This window comes from Mesorhizobium sp. M0410 (genome assembly GCF_040321435.1).
GTDB lineage: Bacteria > Pseudomonadota > Alphaproteobacteria > Rhizobiales > Rhizobiaceae > Mesorhizobium.
Window position 1 is genome coordinate 1 of record NZ_JAMYRN010000032.1, and the last position, 17,730, is coordinate 17,730.

At 60.8% G+C, this 17,730-nt stretch carries 13 protein-coding genes and 2 pseudogenes; 2 read left to right on the forward strand and 13 right to left on the reverse strand.

Features of this window, described 5'->3' with window-relative positions; genetic code table 11:
- Positions 1-222: 222 nt before the first annotated feature.
- The 9 genes and pseudogenes from NKI63_RS28125 to NKI63_RS28165 all read right to left on the reverse strand — a co-directional run bounded on the left by NKI63_RS28125 (position 223) and on the right by NKI63_RS28165 (position 10,787).
- Positions 223-1,476: an ABC transporter substrate-binding protein gene (locus tag NKI63_RS28125; RefSeq protein WP_352823987.1), complete on the reverse strand. Its 1,254-nt coding sequence runs from the start codon at positions 1,474-1,476 to the stop codon at positions 223-225.
- Positions 1,477-1,544: 68 nt separating this feature from the next.
- A complete protein-coding gene (locus NKI63_RS28130) occupies positions 1,545-2,546 on the reverse strand; it encodes a LacI family DNA-binding transcriptional regulator (RefSeq protein WP_502900522.1) in 1,002 nt (333 codons plus the stop codon).
- A gap of 264 nt (positions 2,547-2,810) precedes the next feature.
- Complete coding sequence (locus tag NKI63_RS28135) at positions 2,811-4,283, reverse strand: DUF6600 domain-containing protein (RefSeq protein WP_352823989.1); 1,473 nt, start codon at positions 4,281-4,283, stop codon at positions 2,811-2,813.
- A 204-nt stretch (positions 4,284-4,487) separates the two neighbouring features.
- Positions 4,488-4,703, reverse strand: a pseudogene (locus NKI63_RS28140) (LacI family DNA-binding transcriptional regulator); the annotation flags it as partial.
- A 180-nt stretch (positions 4,704-4,883) separates the two neighbouring features.
- The gene (locus NKI63_RS28145; protein WP_352823990.1) at positions 4,884-5,177 is read right to left on the reverse strand and encodes a hypothetical protein; all 294 of its coding nucleotides are present in this window, start codon (positions 5,175-5,177) and stop codon (positions 4,884-4,886) included.
- Between the two features lie 53 nt (positions 5,178-5,230).
- Positions 5,231-7,159: an AAA family ATPase gene (locus tag NKI63_RS28150; protein WP_352823991.1), complete on the reverse strand. Its 1,929-nt coding sequence runs from the start codon at positions 7,157-7,159 to the stop codon at positions 5,231-5,233.
- Between the two features lie 180 nt (positions 7,160-7,339).
- A complete protein-coding gene (locus tag NKI63_RS28155; RefSeq protein WP_352823992.1) occupies positions 7,340-9,457 on the reverse strand; it encodes a DEAD/DEAH box helicase family protein in 2,118 nt (705 codons plus the stop codon).
- Positions 9,436-9,972: a hypothetical protein gene (locus tag NKI63_RS28160; protein ID WP_352823993.1), complete on the reverse strand. Its 537-nt coding sequence runs from the start codon at positions 9,970-9,972 to the stop codon at positions 9,436-9,438. The genes NKI63_RS28155 and NKI63_RS28160 overlap by 22 nt, the downstream gene beginning before the upstream one ends.
- Positions 9,969-10,787, reverse strand: a complete 819-nt coding sequence (locus NKI63_RS28165) for a DNA adenine methylase (RefSeq protein ID WP_352823994.1) — start codon at positions 10,785-10,787, stop codon at positions 9,969-9,971. The genes NKI63_RS28160 and NKI63_RS28165 overlap by 4 nt, the downstream gene beginning before the upstream one ends.
- Before the next feature lie 498 nt (positions 10,788-11,285).
- Between NKI63_RS28165 and NKI63_RS28170 the strand changes: the two genes are divergently transcribed.
- Positions 11,286-13,016, forward strand: coding sequence for an adenylate/guanylate cyclase domain-containing protein (locus tag NKI63_RS28170; protein ID WP_352824000.1), 1,731 nt, complete (start codon positions 11,286-11,288; stop codon positions 13,014-13,016).
- Positions 13,017-13,035: 19 nt separating this feature from the next.
- On the opposite strand, the pseudogene NKI63_RS28175 reads toward NKI63_RS28170, so the two are convergent.
- Positions 13,036-13,177: pseudogene (locus tag NKI63_RS28175) on the reverse strand (HNH endonuclease); the annotation flags it as partial.
- A 111-nt stretch (positions 13,178-13,288) separates the two neighbouring features.
- Here NKI63_RS28175 and NKI63_RS28180 point away from each other — a divergent pair.
- Positions 13,289-13,825 carry a dihydrofolate reductase family protein gene (locus NKI63_RS28180; RefSeq protein ID WP_352823995.1) on the forward strand — a complete coding sequence of 179 codons (537 nt, stop codon included), beginning with the start codon at positions 13,289-13,291 and terminating at the stop codon, positions 13,823-13,825.
- A 167-nt stretch (positions 13,826-13,992) separates the two neighbouring features.
- On the opposite strand, the gene NKI63_RS28185 is transcribed toward NKI63_RS28180, so the two are convergent.
- From NKI63_RS28185 to NKI63_RS28195, 3 genes are all read right to left on the reverse strand, one after another.
- On the reverse strand, positions 13,993-14,856 hold the full coding sequence (locus tag NKI63_RS28185; protein WP_352703336.1) for a patatin-like phospholipase family protein: 864 nt from the start codon (positions 14,854-14,856) through the stop codon (positions 13,993-13,995).
- On the reverse strand, positions 14,853-16,103 hold the full coding sequence (locus NKI63_RS28190) for a M16 family metallopeptidase (protein ID WP_502900521.1): 1,251 nt from the start codon (positions 16,101-16,103) through the stop codon (positions 14,853-14,855). The genes NKI63_RS28185 and NKI63_RS28190 overlap by 4 nt, the downstream gene beginning before the upstream one ends.
- A 166-nt stretch (positions 16,104-16,269) precedes the next feature.
- Entirely contained in the window at positions 16,270-17,634 is a 1,365-nt protein-coding gene (locus NKI63_RS28195) for a M16 family metallopeptidase (protein ID WP_352508900.1), read from the reverse strand.
- Positions 17,635-17,730 lie beyond the last annotated feature (96 nt).

The following is a 17,730-nucleotide window of genomic DNA, read 5'->3' on the forward strand; positions in this document are numbered from 1 at the left end:
TCCCGAACCCCCCAGCGCAAAGCGCGCCAAACTGTTCGCGATGTCCTCGCACACCTGTTCGCGATGTCCCCGGTCCAAACACCCCTTGAGGGGAGGGTCCGGCCGAAGGCCGGGGGTGGGGTCCTCCGCGAAGCGCGCCGACATCAAAAGAGCGTCGAGCACTGCCGCGATGACCCCACCCGGACCTGCGGTCCGACCTCCCCTCGAGGGGGAGGCGGCGCTTTACTTCTGCGGCGCCGAATCGATGATCGACTGCATGGTCTCCTGCGCATTGGCGATGGCGCCGTCGACGTCTTCGCCGAAGAAGACCTCGTTCATCATCTGGTTCCACGGACCGTTGGCCGAGTTGATCAGGTCGTTGAACACCACCGAATAGGGCGTGCGGCCCTTGGCCATCGCTTCGGCGGCGACCTTGTAGCGCGGGTCGAGGTCCTTCAACGCCTCATTGGCGATGTCGCCGCGCACCGGCAGGCTGCCGTATTTCGCCAGGATGGTCTGGCCCTCGAGCGAATAGGCGAAATCGAGGAACTCCTTCACCACCGCGACCTTGGTGGTGCCCTTGGTGACGACGAAATTGTCGCCGCCGGCAAACGACGACCAGCCGCCGTCCTTGCCGGGCAGGAAGGTGATGCCGTAGTCAATATCCGGATATTGCGTGTTCAGCGCGCCGATGGCGAAGGCGCCGGACGGCGAGATGCCGATATTGCCGGTGGCGAAGGCGGCAAAGAAGTTGGAGCCGGTGTCGGTCTGTGCGCCTGAAGGCACCAGGTCCTTCTTGACCATCGAACGGTAGAGGTCGATGGCGCCGCGCATCTGCGGCGTGTCGAGCGTCGCCTTGGAGCCGTCCTCCGTCAGGATGTCGCCGCCCGAGGCCCAGATCAGCGGCGTGAAGGTGAAGATGTTGCAGCCGCCGCAATTGCCGGAGAAATAGAAGCCCTTGATGTCGCCGCCGAGCGCGTTGACCTTTTCGGCGTCGCTCTCGATCTCGGCCCAGTTGGTCGGGCCCTTTTCCGGGTCGAGGCCGGCCTGCTTGAACAGCTTCTTGTTCCAGATCAGCACCGAGGAATCCGCCGAGAACGGCAGCCCGTAGATGCGGCCCTTATAGGTGCCGGTCTTGACATGCGCCGGCGACAGGCTGGCGAAATAGGGCAGCGATTTCGCCCAGTCGGTGATGTCCTCCAGCTGGCCGGCGGCGGCGAAGGACGGCGTGTAGATCAGGTCGAGCGAGAGTGCATCCGGTGCGGTGCCGCCGGCGGCGGCGGCGCCGTATTTCGGGATGATTTCGGCGTTGGGGATGATGTCGAGCTTGATCTGGTTCTGATGCCCCTTGTTGAAGGCGTCGACGATGCGCGGCATGAAGTTCGAGCCGTCGGCGCGCACCCAGATGTTGGCGGTGTCGGCGGCGGCCGAGCCGACTGTTGCCAGCGTGCCCAATATGCTCGCCGCGATGGCGAGCCCGGTAATGGTGGTTCTCATGCTTCTCCTCCACATGGTTTAACTCGACCGCGCCCCAGCGCTTTGCAATCGACACGGCCCGTTTCGTTTCAGCCGTCCGGCGGACGGCCGCATGACTGACGCACCACCAGCCGGCACGGCAGTTTTCTGATGCCCGGCACAGCGGGTTCGCCGCCGACGAGCGAAAGCAGGGCAAGGCCGGCCTCGCGGCCAAGTGCTGCGAGATTCATGTCGACCGACGTCAGCGGCGGCCGGGTTGCCTCTGCGACGATCTGCCAATTGTCGAAGCCGATGACGCCGACCTCGTCCGGCACGCCGATACCGCGTTCGCGCAAGGCGTCGATGACGCCGCGCGCGATCTGGTCGTTGCCGCAAAACACCGCGTCCGGTTTTTCGCGCTTGCCGTCAAACCCCTCGCGGTCGAACAGCGTCTTGACCGCCTCATGGCCCCAGGCCTCCGACCAGCGGCCAAGCAGCGGCTCCATGACCGGCAGGCCGTTCTCGGCCAGCACCGCGCGATAGGCCTCGGCGCGGGCATGCACCACGGCAAAGCTCGCCGGCCCGCTGACATGGGCGATGCGCCGCCGCCCGAGCCGGCAAAAATGCTCGACCGCCAGCCGCGCCCCGCCGGCATCGTCGGAGACGAAGGCGATGGCGTTGGGATCGGGCTCGGTGAAAGCATAGATCGCCGGAATGCCGAGATTGGCGAGGTCGACCGGCAGATGGCGGTCGATGCGCTTGCCGGTGGCGATGATGCCGTCGACGCGCTTGTCGAGCATGGCATCGACATGCAGCTGGGCAAGGCGCGGGTCGTCCTCGACATTGCACAAAAACACCGAGACGCCGGCATCGACCAGCGCATCGGAAACGCCGGCCATCAGCGGCAGCGAAAAGCGGCCATAAGTGTCGTTGGTCAACAGCCCGACGGTAAAGGAGCGCCGCCTGAGCAGGCTCTGCGCCAGGCTGTTCGGGCGAAAGCCAAGCCGCTGCGCCGTCTCGCGAATCCGGGTCCGCGTCTCGGCCGTCATCCGCCCCTGCCCGTTCAGCGCCTTGGACGCGGTGGCAACGCTGACGCCGGCAAGGGCTGCCACCTCACGCAAGGTTGACGGGCTGCTTGGCGGGCGTTGGCTGCGCATCGGACGCCATGATTTGGATATCGATCCTCCCAAGTGGGAAAAGCTTTTCTCTTATGGCCCCTCAGGGTGCTGATTGGTGATGTCAGCGGATGCGAGGCGAGTTGGGAAAAGGTTTTCTCAAGGGAGAGATTAGGACGAAGGATGTGGGGATGGCAAGGGGGAATGGCCGCTCAGCGGCACCGCGATCGAATAATCGCGGTGCCGCAGTCTACCCGTAGGCTAGCAACTCTCAGTCTGCGGATCGCACGCCTTGTTTTTCTGCTTCTCCGGCTTGGGCTTGGCCGCCTGTTCCGGCTCGGCTTGCTGCTGCTCGGCGGGCTGCCCCTTGGCCTTCCGCTTCTCAGGCTTGGCCGCCTGCTCGGGCTCGGCCTGCTGCTGCTCGGCGGCGGGCTGCTTCCTGGTCTTCTGCTTCTCAGGCTTGGCCGCCTGTTCGGGCTCGGCCTGCTGCTGCTCGGCGGCGGGCTGCTTCCTGGTCTTCGGCTTCTCAGGCTTGGCCGTCTGTTCCGGCTCGGCCTGTTGCTGCTCGGCGGCGGGCTGCTTCTTGGTCTTCGGCTTCTCGGGCTTGGCCGTCTGTTCCGGCTCGGCCTGTTGCTGCTCGGCGGCGGGCTGCTTCTTGGTCTTCTGCTTCTCAGGCTTGGCCGCCTGTTCCGGCTCGGCCTGTTGCTGCTCGGCGGCGGGCTGCTCCTTGGTCTTCTGCTTCTCAGGCTTGGCCGCCTTGCCAGGTTCGGCCTGCTGCTGCTCGGTGGTCGGCTGCTCGCCGACCTTCGGCTTCTCAGGCTTGGCAGTTTCTTCGGGCTTCGCCTGCTCGGTCGATGCAGCGCCTTCGGTCGGCTTCGATTTGCGGCCAGCCTGAACCTGCTTCACCTCCTCGATGTCTTTGAGCTTGGCTGGTTTGGCCTTAGGGTCGGCTTTCACCTCGCCCTCAAAGACAGCGACCGTATCTTTTTCCAGTTTGCCGGACTGCTCGGGCGCGTCGGTCTTGCTGACCTTGACGGCAGTCACCTTCTGGTTCGTCTCCTTTTCGATCACATCGACATCAATGACTTTGTTGATCACGACGTTGTTCTGGATCGTCACGTCGCCGGCCGGCTCGGCCGCCTCGACGATGCGCACAAACTCCGGCTCATCACGGATAACGACGGTAGAAATGTCCGCGGCAAGGAATTCGCGGGTGGGGACCACAACCCAGTAGTAATCCGGCGTCGTGTCGAAGGTCACCTCGATTGAAATCAAATCCGGATCGCGGCGCGGCGGCAGCGGAGCCCAAATCATGTGCTCCCTGTCACGACGCCAACTCACCCACGCTGGCGCCCAGCGAGTGCCCGGAACCCAATACCAGCCGATATCGTCGGCATAGCCCCACCGGCCGTAATGGTACGTCGCCCAGCCGAATGGCTCGTCGGACACCCACAGCCAGCCATACTGCTCGGTGTAGACCCAATGTCCAAGCGTATACGGACGCCAGTCGTCAGGCACATCGACCGGCACGAAAACGGTCGCTCCGTGATACGAGACCCAATCGCCATAGGAAGACAGGTCTTCGTAGAATGTGCTGATCGAAACGGTGGTGGCAGCCCTTGCCTCGGACACAAGCGACAATGGCGCAATTGGGTTGGGAATCTCGACAACTGTGAGCAGGCAGGCGGCGCCGAGCATCAGTCGCACCGCATGTTGGGCGAGGACGCGTTTCATCGTAATCTTCCTCCGAAACAGATCGCCCTTCATCCTACAAACCCGCCGGCTGCCGGATTGTTCCATTTCGCCGATGTTACCCGCATCCGCTCACGCAACGGCTTGGCATCGCACGATGACATTTGGGATCAGAGTTGCTTCATGAAGGCGGTGACCGTCACAAATGCGCGCCGAAGGCGCGGCGATAGGTCGTTGGTCAGCGGGCCCGACGGTAAAGGAGCCGCCTGGGGAGGCTCTGCGCCAGGCTGTTCGGGCGAAAGCCAAGCCGCTGCGCCGTCTCGCGAATACGGGTCCGCGTCTCGGCGGTCATCCGCCCGTTCAGGGCTTTCGAGGCGGTGGCGAGGCTGACGCCGACGATGTGGCTACCTCGCGGAGGGTGACCGGCTGTTTGGCGGGCGTTGGCTGGGCGTCGGACGCCATGATTTGGATATCGATCTCCCGGTGGGAAAAGCTTTTCTCTTAGGGGCCTGCGGGTGCTGAAATGGTGAGGTCAGCGACGGCGGGGCGATTGGGAACAGGTTTTCGCCAATGGGCGATTAGGGGAAGGGTGCGAGGATGGCAAGAGATATGCCATCAAAGTATGTTACGTCGGCGATGACTTCAGCCCAGCAAATCCGCGGGTGTTTCGCCTCGGATAACCAATCGTTCGTGCACCAATCGCAGGCCTTCGTTGACGAAGTTTTCGATCGCACGCACTGGAGTTGTCACTTCTGGATAGAGCGCATTCACAAGGGATACGATCTCGCCGGTCGGGTCAAATAGTCCGCTCGCCCAACGAGTGTCCACGCCCGGCGTCGCACCAGGGGTGACACCTGCTTTGATCGCATAGGCCATGGAGAAGCGGGCCGCTTCTTGAGCTTCATTGAACCAGTCTTTGTTCAGAATCTCTTCCATGAGGCGTTGAGATTCGGCCGAAAGGCCAATGCTACGCCGGTCTTGATCCATAATCAGCGAATCTCTCTTATGTTGGTACGCCGGCTGTTCACGCGTTCGAGCTCGTACTCAGCAACCAGCCGAGAGCCCAAAAGCTCCCGGGCACGCTGACGGCCAACTTCTGCTTCATAGACAAGAAGAACAACTTGATCGGCCATCTTATGGAGACCGCTCACGACGTTGGACGTGTGGCCATCGTCAAGACGGCCAAAGGGCGAGTCCATCACTATGGGGCCGCGCAACGGGGCATTTTGCTGCAACGCACCCATCAACGCCAAGGCGACGACGTGTTCGGCTCCCGCAGAACGCGCGTCCTCGGGACGACCATCCCTATGTATGATCGTCAGGCCATAGTCATTGTTAATTCTCAGGCCAGCAAAGTCAGTCTTCTCGGTGGTCATTGCTAGAAACAGTTCAGTGGCGCTGGCCTCAACACGTTTTCGCAATTCCGTCTTGTATGCTTCTACCGCATCGTCGAACACGGCGGCACTGTCTCGCAAGAGCTTGGCTCGAGCCTCTACAGCCATAACATCAGCTCGAGCGGTGTTCTGTAATTTTCGACGCAATCCATCGACGCGCGTCTCCTGCTGCTCGAGCTGGGCCGCCTGCTTCTCGATACCCTGCTTGACGATCGCAATTTGTTCGATGACTTCGACGTAAGTTGCTTGGGTACTGCGGACGGACGCTTGGTCCGTATCGGCCAGCGAAGAGAGAAGATCTTTCGCTTCTTCGCGCTCGTGTTGTTCCACCACTGCCATATCTTGAATTTGCCGGACCAATTGACGTACTTCGCCGGACACATCGAAATCCCTGAACCCGCCTACGGCCCCCAAGCGGATCGACGCTTGGTCTGCAGGCCGCGCTGCTCCCGTGTCGCCCAATGTCGCGAGCAGCCTCGACCGCAGGGCTGGGGCAACATCCTGTTCACAGATGTCACAATGACTTCGCTCAACGGCCGCGCGGCGCAGCTCGACTTTTAAGGCCTCGATCTGCGACTGCAAGTTGATCTGTGCTTGTTCCCTGGCCTTACGAATGGGCTCGTGCAAAACCGTCCGCCACGCATCGCTCATGGCGCGTTTGATGTCCAATCGCAAATCCACTTGCCTCGTCGCCGCTGCAGCAGCGCGATTGAGCGCATCCTGGCGACGGTTCATGAGATCAGCGGCTCGTCGATCAGCCGCGAGCTTGGCGTCGATTTCGCCCTTTTGTCGAGTGAGGTCTGCGAGATTGTCCTTTAGTCGGACGAGTTCATCTTGTTGAGCCTTGCGCAGCGTAATAGCCGCCTGAAGCGCGTTGCCCAAGCTCTGAGTTTCTTGATGTCGAGACGCCTCCGTAGCGGCCTGCCTGTCGGCCTCGTCCGCCAACCCAAGAAGGTGGCGGCGTCCCGCCTTGAGGATCGGCACGCCAAGAATTCTTTCGATCGCGCTTGAAATCTGAGGTCCAACCTCACTCTCGTTGATGATCAACTCCTCATACTCTTGGAGAAGCTCGCCATCGAAAAGAAAAAACCGTGAAATGTCCTCCGGAAAAATTTGACCAAGAAGCCGGTCTTGCTCCTGCTGGCTTACCACCTGGCCACCTCGCCGAAGGAGTACCTCAGAGCGATAGTCGCCGTCATTGATGGGGCTTGGGCCACGTGCTTCATGCCCGCGATAGAGCTCGAAGGCTTGACCATCGAACTCGAATTCCAAAGCGACATTGAAGCCGAACTTGCCCGCCGATGCTCGCTCGCGATTGGATAAGCTATGGACTAGTCGTTCACGCCGCCCCCTCCCTAACACTTTGCCGAAAAACGCGTATCGGATAGCGTTCAAAAGGGTAGTCTTGCCCCGCATGTTCTCGCCATAGACAACCAGTACACCGGGCTTTGCCGGAAACAACAGGACTTGCTTGTCCGCAAACGGCCCAAATCCTTCGATTTCCAGTTTCTTAAGCAGCAGCATCTGCTTTAGCCCATCTTTGCTAGCGCAGTGTCCACAGCGCGCCGGATCAATTGGACCGCGCCAGCGTCGTCCTCCAATGTACGTGCCTCAGCGTCCAAAACGGCGTCGAGAAACTGCTCGTCCAGATGAGAAAAGCGATCTGCACGAATCCGATGGATCACCGAGCGAATGTCTTCCAGATCAGTCTTCCGCATCTTCCACCCCAAGCCTCATAAGTGCGTGCCAGTCGAGTCCTGCTTGTACTGCAATTTGTTGTAGGTCGGTCGCTGACGCGGGGTTGGACGCATATGTGGCAAATTCGATCGCCCTAGCCAGCTCTCCGGATGTTATTGGATCTGACCTTCGCTCATCACTGTCTTCGTCCGAGTCCAGCCTAGATGGAAGGACGATGGCGTCATGGATGTACGCTAGCGCCTTGCCCTCGGCCTTACGAAGTACGCGGCCACGGCGCTGCACAAACTCCCGCGGGTTCTTGGATGAAGCCAGGATTAGGGCGTGAGTCACAGAGGGGATGTCCACGCCTTCGTCCAAGCACTTGATAGCTGTAACAATGCCACCGCGCTTAGCCAACCACCTTAGCGTTTGATCTCGATCACCTTCCATCGCGGAATGATACGCCAAGGTCGAAATGCCCGCGGCTGCCAAGTTGGCGTTGACAGTGTTAAGTTGTGTGCTGTCGTCACAGTAGATCAGCCATCGTTCGCCGACCACGTAGCCCTGGCTAATCACGCGGACGGCTAGTTGCACCTTGGCGCGCGCCTGCTTAATTAGGCGCGCCCTGCGGATCAGCAGATTTTGCGCCTTCTCGGCCAAACCGGGCGTTCTGTCATTGGCGCGAATTCGCGCTTGTATCCGTACGATCTCCCGGCTCAACTTCGCCCAAGCATCCTGCTCATCTGGCTCTAGACGCAGGGCGTGGGGCCGGTAGAAGTAGGGTGTCAAAACTCCATCGCGAATAGCGTCGGGAAGCGTGTAACGTGGCCGCAGGACGCCGCCGAAAAAAGTCATGATTGCAGCAGTTCCATCAGCATCACCATAACGCTCAGGCGTCGCACTCAGCCCAAGCCGTGGCCCGAAGTTGGCATCGTCCATTAGTTTCCGATGTTTCCGCGATCCCAAGCGATGCACTTCGTCTACAACGATCATAAGATGCGCCCCGCCATCAAGCTGGCCGCGAAATTCATCACTCGATGCGGTTTGGACGGTAGCCAGCACGATACGCAGCTGCTCGCTGGGCGTCGTCCACTGACGCAATGTCGCACGCCAGCCGCTATGTCCGGCGCCCGCGCGCAGGATCCGTGGAGTGAGGTCCGCGGTAGTCTCGCGGATTTCCTTTTCCCATTGGCCAAAGAGAGTCTGATCCGGGACGATCACTAGCACTACATTTCGATGTTCTCTCAAAGCTTCGCGAATGGCGGTGATTGCTGTGAAGGTCTTACCTGCCCCAGTGGCGAACGCGAGAATGCCTCGGCGGCCATTGGCTGCCCAAGAGGTCAAGCCGAGTGCTTGGTGTGGTTTCAGAACCCGGCCGCGGGGATCCGCAGGTTCTGTTGAGGTGGTTTTCTGGAGAAAATCATCGAATGCTCGTTCGAAATCGTCGGGCGCGGCGCTGGTCAGTTCAGCGCGCGCCACCTCCGGAAAGGGGCGAACACAGAGCCCAGGGTATTTTCGTTGCCAAAGATCACTGAAATAGCCTTCCTCAACATTGCATCGCTCAAGGTCACGAAGGCCGAGCCAACTTACGGCAACGTCAACCGACTCTAAATTTCCGTCCGAAGCGAGACCCGTCCAAGTCTCGTTCATAGAGCCCTTGAATATCACCCGATGACCAATCGGGTCGCGGAAAATACCTAGTTTATCATGAAATATGCGTCCCTTGGCGGAAAGCAGGTCGTTCTCTCGTAGAATTGCCACCTGAAGGTCAAGAAGACCGCGGGCGACCAGTCCCGCCAAAATCTTGGCTGGCTCGCAGAGTTCTTCATTCTGCAGCAAAGATGTAACCTGTTCGAGCAACCGCCTTCCGATTACCTCGTCGACCCGTGCCGCATAGCCAGCCTCCAAAGCATCGACATCGGCATCAGCTAGAATCTGCGAACATAGGATTTGGATCTTACCGCCACGCTCTATGAAGCCCTTTAATGCCTGCCAAGCAATGATGAAGACTGTGCTCCGAAAATAGCCTACAGCTCGATCAAAATGGGTCGCTTGCATCATGCAAGGTAAATAGAAGTCGCGCGCAATATCATCGCGACCCTTATGATAAGAGGTTTTCAAATTCAGTTGAGAAAGGTCAAACATTCACCTTCCTCGATCCCGCCAGTAGTGGTTATCCTTGTCTCAAGAGTTCGCCACAAGTCCGGGCTTTGGCAGACCAACACTGCTTCCTTGGCGCCGTTCGTCAGGTACCGCACCTGCTCGGCGGTCCCATAGACGGCAGCTTTGCGGACGACCTGATCCCGCACCTGCAAGTTACCGCCATTCTTAAATCGAGGATGCAGGCTAGCGTCCCAAAACACAAAGACGTCCAAGTCTGCATCATAGCCGACTACAGTGGTGAACCGACCGTCGGAATGATCGAACGAACCATACTGGCCCACCGCCTGATCCCGAACCCGCAGCACGATTTTGTATTCGCGCCGAGCCCGTTCGCCAGCGCCGCCAACTAGGCTGTACATATAGACCCTCAGACGCAGGGACTCTGGTTCACGTAAGTCTAAGATTAGTGGCTTTTCGTTGGTAGGACTGGTCCAATGCACCCGGCCACCCAGGGCTTTTAACAACGCTCTATGCAAGTGCACCGCTCGGGCGGTCATGCGGCGTTCTTCTCCTGTGGCACCCCGTTGTCTACGGTCCCATTTGTACCTGCATCAATGATTGCGTTCTCATCAATGGAATTCAAGTCTTTGTCGAACTTACTTAGCCAATAGACCTCTTTTGAGCGACGGTCTGCTCGAGTGGTCTTAGTTGATCCTAGATCTCGAAAAGGCAACCAGTCTGCTCCCGCATTTTCACAAACAATAACTTGCCCAGACCGATTTCGGCACCAAGTTGCCAGCGCGGAATAGTCGATGATTTCCGAGCCGAAGCGATAGTGCCGGCCCGCCTCGCGATAGGGTGGATCGATGAACCAGGTAGCCTCTGAGTTTTCGGGACACTCAACATAGCCGCTATTGTATACCTTCCAGTGGCGAATATTTTCGACTTGGGTCGCGATCGTGTTTCGCACTCTTTCGCCCCAAAACGATCCAGGACGAATCTTGTCGCGCATCCATTTTGACGGAGATTTGCGTGGACTGGCAGTGCCACGATTGAGCCAGAAACCGACTAACCACTTGGCCTCTTGAGAAACCTTTAGGTCGTCACAAGTCCCATCAAGAGGAAGGTCTGGAATTGCCAAGATGTCTTTTGGTGTAGCAGAGATCAGGAAACGCCAGACCGCGACTATAACTGGGTCAATCTCGTACAGAATCACCGCCCTGTCCGGATACCTTAGGCTATATCCGGCTGACCCCGCAAATGGTTCGATGATCGTTTCGTGCTCCGGCTTCGGATAGAGACGAACCGCATCACGCCACTTTCCGCCGTAGTAGCTGAAGAAGGGTCGGAGGGACTTGATCGGTTTCGTCACCGCAGACCGCCGGCCTTGACAGACGGCGAGCGCTCTCGATCAAAAACTTTGCTTGTCTGCCCCATGACCCCTCCACCAGTGCTCCGACTCAGTTTTGGAGCTTACCACCTTGGCGCTAAAGTGCACGCGGGGGACAAGTGCCTGGGGACTAACCCCGTTCTGTTTTCTAGCGGACCACCAAGTCGACGCTTGCCTCTGCCATCGGCCAAAAATGACAAATCCCGAGCTAATTTTCACGAAGCCTACGACCTACGAGATCTTTGCCGGCTCGTGGCTCAAGGAAACCGGCGACTTTGCCGACCGGTTCAACGCGCTGCCGAAATATGTCGCCTCGACGAGCTCGGCGCCGCGCCTCCCGCCATTGATGCGATCGGCAGCCACCAGGCGGAGGGTTCTGATCCGCCCTTTCTTGCTGCTGCAGTAGGAGGACTTCAGCCACAAGCCCAAATTGCTGGATTTGGCGGCCCAGGAAGCGTAGGCTTGGTTTTTGGTTCAGCGATGGAACAGAGACTAGCCGCAATTCTGGCTGCCGATATGGCGGGCTACAGCCGGCTAATGGAGGCCGACGAATCCGGCACGCTCGCACGCCTTCGGACCCATCGCATAGAACTGGTCGATCCCGCCATTGCCAAGAACAAGGGCCGGATCATCAAGACCACCGGAGACGGCATGCTCGTTGAGTTCCAGAGCGTGACCGACGCCGTGAAATGCGCCGTGGAAATCCAACAGCGCATGAAACGGCGCAATTCGGATGTGCCGCAAGAACGGCGTATCGAGTTCAGGATCGGCATAAATCTCGGCGACATCATTTTCGACGATGAGGACATTTTCGGCGACGGCGTCAATATTGCCTCGCGCATCGAGCAACTCGCCGACGTCGGCGGCATCTGCGTGACCGCAGCGGTGGCGACCCAAATTGCCGACCGTCTCGAAATTGCCATGGAGGACCTGGGCGAGAAGACGTTGAAGAACATCAGCCGCCCGGTTCGCCTCTATCGCATCGGGCTTGACAGTCCTGTCCTGCCGGAAGTCGAGGTAAAGCGATCGATCTCGAAACCTTCAATAGTGGTGCTGCCATTCACCAACATGAGCGGCGACCCCGAGCAGGAATTTTTCGCGGACGGACTGACCGAGGACATCATCACCGAACTGTCCCGCCACCATGAGTTGTTCGTCATCTCGCGCAATTCCAGCTTCGTCTACAAGAACCGCGCCGTGAATGTGCGCGAGGTGGCCGAGAAACTCGACGTCCAATACCTGGTGGAGGGAAGCGTCCGCAAGATCGGCGAGAGGGTGCGCGTGACGGTTCAGCTCATCGACACGGCGAATGACGCTCATATCTGGGCAGACAAGTATGACCGGAAGCTGGTCGACATATTCGCGATTCAGGATGAGGTGACGGCGGCGATCGCGGCCACGCTGCCCGGTCGTGTCGAGGCGGCTCAGCGCGACCAGCTCGCGCGGGCGAAACCTGCAAACATGGCCGCGTATGAATGTGTCCTTGCTGCCAAGGTGCTGCATCACCGAAGCACCATTGCCGATAATGAACGCGCGCGAACCTTGATAGAAAGGGCCGTCGCGCTCGACCCCGATTATGCCCATGCCCATGCCTGGCGGGCCTGCATTCTTGGCCAGGCCTGGGTCCATAACTGGTGCGAAGACAGGGATGCCGTCTGGAACAACATCATGGCGGCGCTGGACAGGGCGCTGGCGCTGGACAACAACGATGCCGATGTCCACCGCATTCTCGCGGCAGTGAACGTGAACAACAATGAGCTGACCACTGCGCGCTACCATCAGGAGCGGGCGCTGGCCCTCAACCCCAATTACGACCTCGTGGTGGTGCAGCAAGGCGAGTTATTGACGTGGCTCGGGAGGCCGGAAGAGGGAATTGAATGGATCCGCAAGGCCATGCAGTTGAACCCGCACCATCCGGAGAGGTTCTGGAGCCATCTGGGAAAGGCGCATTTCGCCGCGCGCCAGTATGGCGAGGCGATCGAAGCTTTCATGCATCTGTCGACCATGGACGCGGTTCAGCACGCTTTCGCCGCTGCCTGCTACGGCTGGCTCGGCGACGAAATCGCGGCCGCGGCGCATCTGGGCAAGATCAGAACGCTCGATCCCCAATTCGACCTCGATTCATTCATCGCCACCCTGCACTATGCCCAGGAGTCCGATGTGCAGCACGTCCGCGAAGGACTGCTGAAAGCCGGTATTGCCAAGCTGTAGGCAGCACGTGACGCGCACGATCGGCGATAAGCTGGACCTTAGCCACGGCGAAATAGCTCGGCTCTCTTCTACCTTGCTGGCTCATGGTAGATGATCCAGTCGCCGAGGCATGCTTCGACGTGGAGCAGATACTGGCCAGGAAACTGGTATTGCTCAGCGGGCGGTCATTGCAGATCGAATCTGAACAGGGAAAGCCCTCCCCCTGAAAAAGTGCCGCGCTAGTTGACGGAGCAGTTCGCACAAGACCCGCGCTCGGCAGAAAGGAACCCGCCATGCGAAAACTCATCGTCACCGAATTCATCAGCGTCGACGGCATCGCCGAGGTCGAGAAGCTGCCGAGCGTCGCCTGGAACCATGAGATGCAGAAGTTCAAGGAGGACGAGCTTGCCGACAGCGGCGCCATGCTTTTGGGGCGCACGACCTATGAGATTTTTGCCGGCTCGTGGCCCAAGGAGACCGGAGACTTCGCCGACCGCTTCAACGCGCTGCCGAAATATGTCGCCTCGACCAGCTTGCAGGCGCTCGACTGGCAGCCGGCCGAACTCCTGCAGGGCGCGTTGCCGGAAGCGGTCAGAGGGCTGAAGCAAGGCAGCGGCGGCAACATCTATGTGCATGGCAGCCTCAGCGTCGCGCAGGAATTGCTGCGCAACGGCCTGGTCGACCGCATCAGGCTGCTCAGCTACCCCGGTGCCGTCGGCCAGGGCAAGCTGCTGTTCCCGCCTGGCGCGCAATTGCCGCTCGAGCTGATCTCGGCCACGCAATTCAGCAACGGCGTGGTGGCGCTGGAGTATGCGGCCGGGATGGCGTGATCAGCCAATCTCCCCCCTCGAGGGGGAGACGCCCGGCAGGGCAGAGGGGGTCGGTTCGACCGGGCGCGGCTCCTCTCTTTCGACAGCGGGGGGTTGGCGCATTGCGCGAGACGACCCCTCTGTCGGCTTCGGCGACATCTCCTCAAGTGGGGAGATTGGCAGCTTCCCTACACCGTCCGCTGCCTGCCCGCGACCGCAGCGTCTTCCCTCGCCTTCAGCGCCTGCTCCACCTCGCGCTTCAGCTCGTCCTTGATCGCAACCGTCTCGGCCATCAGCGCCTCGACCTTCATGAAGTCGAGCACCCGGTATTTCGACACCGCCGGCCGGACCAATATGTCGGGCCGGCTCTGGTTCAGCTTGCTGGCGATGATCGACTGCATCATCAGCTGCGTGGCGCCGAACATCAGGTCGACCGAGGTCGGGAATTTGCGCCCGGCCTCGGTCGGCGCGCCGACCACGTCGACGGCAATGATGATGTCGGCGTCCAGCTCGATCAGGTCGAATGGCACGGGATTGTAGATGCCGCCGTCGATCAGCATCCTGCCGTCGCGCATCACCGGGCGGAACACCGCCGGAATTGCCGCCGAGGCGGCCAGCGCCGAAGGCAGTTCGCCTTCGGCCAACACCGCGAGCTTGTGGCCATAAAAATCCGTTGCCGTCACCTTCAGCGGTATTTTGAGTTCGGCGAAGGTCTCGGGAATGGCATCGGGCAGGAACGCCTTGAGGATGCGCTCGACATTGAACTGGCTGACCCGCAGGCCGCCCTGCATTGCCTCGGCAAAAGTGCCGGGCCGCGCCCGCCACATGCGCGTCGCCACCTCGGCGCGCCGGCCGAGGATCGAGCGCGCATAGTCGTGGATGTCCTTGCCGGTCATACCAGAGGCCATGCCGGCGCCCATGATGGCGCCGATCGACGAGCCGGCGATTGCCGCCGGCCTGATGCCCAGCTCGTCAAGCGCCTCGATAACATGGATATGCGCCAGCCCGCGCGCGCCGCCGCCGCCAAAGGCGATGCCGAAGCTAGGGCTCATCCCTTGTTGGCCGCGCCTAGCTTCGGCCCGACCACCATGACGGCCGGCTCGGCGGAGAGCAGCTTTTTCGCCACCGCTTTCACCTGGTCCTGCGTCACCGCGTTGATCAGGGCGGCGCGGCGCTGCATGTAGTCGATGCCGAGCTTGCCGAGCTGGATCTCGACCAGCGTTGAGGCGATCGCGCCCGAGGAATTCAGATTGTTGATGGCATAGGCACCGATCATGTATTTCTTGGTCGCCGCCAGCTCGGCTTCGGTCGGCCCCTCCTCGGCCATGCGCTTGACCACGTCGCGCACCACGGCCAGCGTCTCGGCCGCCCTGTCGGCGCGGGTCGAGGTGGTGATGGACAGCGCCTCGGAATGCTGGTGGTCGACGAGGTCGGAGCTGACGCTGTAGGCCAGGCCGCGCTTTTCGCGCACCTCGTCGAACAGCCGCGAGGTGAAGGTGCCGCCGCCGAGGATCTCGTTCATCAGCACCGCGGCGAAAAAATCCGGCGCATTCCGCTTCACGCCGGGATAGGCGAGCTGCAGCGAGGCCTGCGGCTGGTCGTACACGACCTCGAGCTGCTGACCAAGCTTCAGGTCGATGTCGGGAACGGGCGTCAGCGCCTGCTTTTCCGGCAAGCTGCCGAACACCAGGTCGAGCTTCTGCTTCAGCGTCTCGGCATCGATGGCGCCGACCACCGCGACATGCAGGCCGTCGCGGGCGAAATTTGCCTTGTGGAAGGCGCTGAGATCGGCCGGCGTGATCGTCGCGATGCTCTGCCTGGTGCCCTGGTCGGGTCGCGCATAGGGATGCCTGCCATAGATCGCGTCCAGCCATTTGCGTTGGGCGAGCGTATCGGGATCGCGCTCGCTGGCGATGATGCCGGACAGGATTTGCGCGCGGATGCGGTCGATCGGCACCTGGTCGAAGCGCGGCTGGTTGACCGCCACGCGCAGCAGGTCGAAGGCGCCGTCGCGCTGGTCGGCCAGCATGCGCATCGAACCGTAAATGCCATCGCGCTGCGCATCGAAGCTCATCTCGGCGCCGACCTCGTCAAGCTTGATCTGGAAGGCCTCGCTGTCGAGGTTGCCGGCACCTTCGTCGAACAGGCCGCTCATCAGATTGGCAAGCCCTTCCTTACCGGGCGGATCCTGCGTCGCGCCGCCATCGAAAACGAAGCGGATGGCGACGATCGGCACCGAATAGTCCTCCACCAGCCAGGCGGTAATGCCCTTCGGCGAGGTCACCTCCTGGATGTCCATGGCGGCGCGAGCGGAAAGCGCCGGCAGGACGAGGAAGACGAGGGAAAGGAACAGGGTCGCTAGAATCTGGCCGGCGTGCTGGCGCTTCCCTTCTCCCCCTGGGGGAGAAGGGGAGGAGCCCACGAGGGGAGAAGGCAGAGCGGGACCATGCTGGCTCATCATCACATCAATTCCCAGCTTGGGTTTGCGGCAGAAGATAGCCGGTCGTTGCGTGGTCGAGATTGAGATAGCGGGCAGCGACCGCCTTGACCTGGTCGGCGGTGACCTTGCGGATGCGGTCCGGCCATTGCTGAACGTCCTGGACGTTGCCGCCGGTGGCGAGCGTCGAGCCATAGATGTTGGCCATGTCCTCCTGCTTGTCGCGGGCGAAGATCATCGAGCGTACGAAACGGTCCTTGGATTTTTCCAGCTCGTCGCTGGTGACGCCGTCTTTGGCGATGCGGGCGATCTCGGCGTCGACCGCGGCCTCGACGTCGGCAAGCTTGGCATCGCCGCGCGGCGCGCCGTAGACGGTGAAATTGGTGTCGTCGAGCATGGTGCCCTGGAAGAAGGCGCCGGCCGTCGCGGCGATGCCTTGCCTGACGACAAGCTCCTGGTAGAGCCGGCTGCGGTTGCCGCCGCCGAGGATTTCGGACAGCACGTCGAGCGCTTCGGCTTCGCCGGGCTTTGCCGTGTGATAGGACGGGACCACCCATTGCGTGGTAAAGCTCGGCACGCTGACGCGCCCGTCGGTCAGCGTCACCGTACGCCTGGTGTTCTGTTCCGGCTCGACCGGGCGGATGCGCGGCGGCAGATCCGGGCCGCGCGCGACCTTGCCATAGGTCTTTTCGGCCAGCGCCTTGACCGTTTCCGGCTCGACATCGCCGGCCACCACCAGCACGGCGTTATTGGGTGTATAATATTTGTTGTAGAAGGCCATCGCGTCGGTGCGGTTCAGCTTCTCCATCTCCTGCATCCAGCCGATGACCGGGATGCGGTAGGGCTGGTTCTGCCACAGCGTGGCATCGACTTCCTCGTCGAGCACCGCCTGCGGATTGGAGTCGATGCGCGAGCGGCGCTCCTCGAGGATGACGTCGCGCTCCGTCTTGATGACATCGTCGTTGAGGATGAGATTGCGCATGCGGTCAGCCTCGAAGCCCATCATCTCACCGAGCGCCTGCGGCACCACCGTCTCGTGAAAGGCGGTGTAGTCGTAGGAGGTGAAGGCGTTGTCCGAGCCGCCGATGGCGGCGACGGCGCGGTCGAGTTCGCCGGCCGCATGGTTGCTGGTCGCCTTGAACATCAGATGCTCGAAGAAATGGGCGATGCCGGACTTGCCCGGCGGCTCGTCGGCGCTGCCGATCTTGTACCAGACCATATGGGTGACGATCGGGGCGCGGTGATCGGGGATGACCACGACCTCCATGCCGTTGTCGAGCAGGAAATCGGTCACGACGCCGTCGTCGGGATTGTTGCCCGCCAGAGCCGGCGCGGCCATCACCAGAGCCAGCCCCAAGAGCGTTGCGCGTAGCCATTCAGCCTGAAATGTCATAGATGGCTCCGGTTTGGTGGTGGGACGATAGGCGGGGTTGCAGGTCGAGGCAAAGCGAATTGTGCGTCATTTTGAAGGCGCCATCGCGGACACCGA

Coding starts and splice junctions, on each gene's coding strand:
- NKI63_RS28125 (WP_352823987.1), bottom strand. CDS start 1,476: ATGAGAACCACCATTACCGGGCTCGCCATCGCGGCGAGCATATTGGGC.
- NKI63_RS28135 (WP_352823989.1), bottom strand. CDS start 4,283: ATGAAACGCGTCCTCGCCCAACATGCGGTGCGACTGATGCTCGGCGCC.
- NKI63_RS28145 (WP_352823990.1), bottom strand. CDS start 5,177: ATGGAAGAGATTCTGAACAAAGACTGGTTCAATGAAGCTCAAGAAGCG.
- NKI63_RS28150 (WP_352823991.1), bottom strand. CDS start 7,159: ATGCTGCTGCTTAAGAAACTGGAAATCGAAGGATTTGGGCCGTTTGCG.
- NKI63_RS28155 (WP_352823992.1), bottom strand. CDS start 9,457: ATGTTTGACCTTTCTCAACTGAATTTGAAAACCTCTTATCATAAGGGT.
- NKI63_RS28160 (WP_352823993.1), bottom strand. CDS start 9,972: ATGACCGCCCGAGCGGTGCACTTGCATAGAGCGTTGTTAAAAGCCCTG.
- NKI63_RS28170 (WP_352824000.1), top strand. CDS start 11,286: ATGGAACAGAGACTAGCCGCAATTCTGGCTGCCGATATGGCGGGCTAC.
- NKI63_RS28180 (WP_352823995.1), top strand. CDS start 13,289: ATGCGAAAACTCATCGTCACCGAATTCATCAGCGTCGACGGCATCGCC.
- NKI63_RS28185 (WP_352703336.1), bottom strand. CDS start 14,856: ATGAGCCCTAGCTTCGGCATCGCCTTTGGCGGCGGCGGCGCGCGCGGG.
- NKI63_RS28190 (WP_502900521.1), bottom strand. CDS start 16,103: ATGGACATCCAGGAGGTGACCTCGCCGAAGGGCATTACCGCCTGGCTG.
- NKI63_RS28195 (WP_352508900.1), bottom strand. CDS start 17,634: ATGACATTTCAGGCTGAATGGCTACGCGCAACGCTCTTGGGGCTGGCT.